Genomic DNA, 1,265 nt, shown 5'->3' with positions numbered 1-1,265 from the left:
CCACGCCCCCGCGCGGGGGGCGACGCTAAACGTCTTGGGCGTAAACCAATGACGCTTAGAAATGACGGTAGGACTCTGGATAAGGTGGTCCGTGATGATGCGCCTTATCTGTGGCCTGAAATGGATTATCCACCGTGTCATTGTGGACTGTGATTCAGCACAACGACCAAGCTCACCTGCCGCTATGGAGCACCAGCGGAATAGCGGTCAGGTGGAGCGCCTTGTTCGGCTCTGCCTGCATATTTTACAAACACCATCTTGCCTTCACTATTTCTAACCGCTTCAATGTGGTCAAATCTAGTATAATCAATTCTTGGGAATCCAGAATCCATATTAATCATGCTTTTTGAAAAAGATTCCTTGATTGTCACCTCAGATGAAATCAATGTGAAACTTATAGATACCGGTGATAGTTCAGTTCTAACACTAGCGGCGAGGTATACTTTCCCGTCCATATCAATAACTATAGGTTCATTACTAAGGTAAGCTTCGGCGGTTTTTCCATCTTTCAGGATAAAGGATGACTGGTGAAGCATTGATAAAATGCAGACCATGATTGCATTTTGTTCTTTGATAATCGATTCTGAATAGTCGCTCAGCCCTATACGCTTTATTGTTGTGACAATTTCTTTAATTATATCAGTCTGAGATAGCGCTGGCTGAAGCGAGAGAACGCCGATTGCTTCCTGAATGTATTTGATAATATTTTGAGTAATTTGTTTCTTCGGTCTATATACATTATTTTTCTTGTCGAAAACGAATGTCCTTTTAAATCTTAGTAGTTTAGAATTATTGGGTTTGATATGACTAAAATGCCATGTAACAGTATCATAGATATCGATAGGTAAATTTGTGATGTCTAGCTCCAATCCCTTACCTGACTTATTCCCTTCGAGTTGACGAAACAAAACTCTTGATCGATTATACGCATAATTTACAGTCTCTAAAATTAGTCCTCGATCTCTTTCCGGATGTGCAATAAAATGTGCTATTTCTTTTAATGCTGAGTCCTTAGAAAGATACTCCCTAATTTCGATCAGGAGAAGCTTTATAGTGTCTTGCGAAAATTCGGCCGATTTAATTGCGCTTAGTCTATTTTCTACAGCTATCTTTATTTTATTAGGAATTTTCATCAGTTATTTTTGAAGCCGAACAATTTCTTCTACACAATCTCCATTACGCTGGCGATCATCTTTTACTACCACGAAACAAGGACAAAGGGGACAGGCAAACTGTGACGGATTCGCAAGAAGCGCGAATCCGCC

At 40.5% G+C, this 1,265-nt stretch carries 1 protein-coding gene; it reads right to left on the bottom strand.

The window, feature by feature from the left end:
- Nucleotides 1-182: 182 nt before the first annotated feature.
- On the bottom strand, nt 183-1,133 hold the full coding sequence (locus tag AC3WVG_RS12010) for a hypothetical protein (RefSeq protein WP_488798354.1): 951 nt from the start codon (nt 1,131-1,133) through the stop codon (nt 183-185).
- Nucleotides 1,134-1,265 lie beyond the last annotated feature (132 nt).

This window comes from Desulfovulcanus sp. (assembly GCF_982781345.1).
Note: the sequence above shows the minus strand (reverse complement) of the source record. Positions and strands in the feature narration are given on the sequence as shown.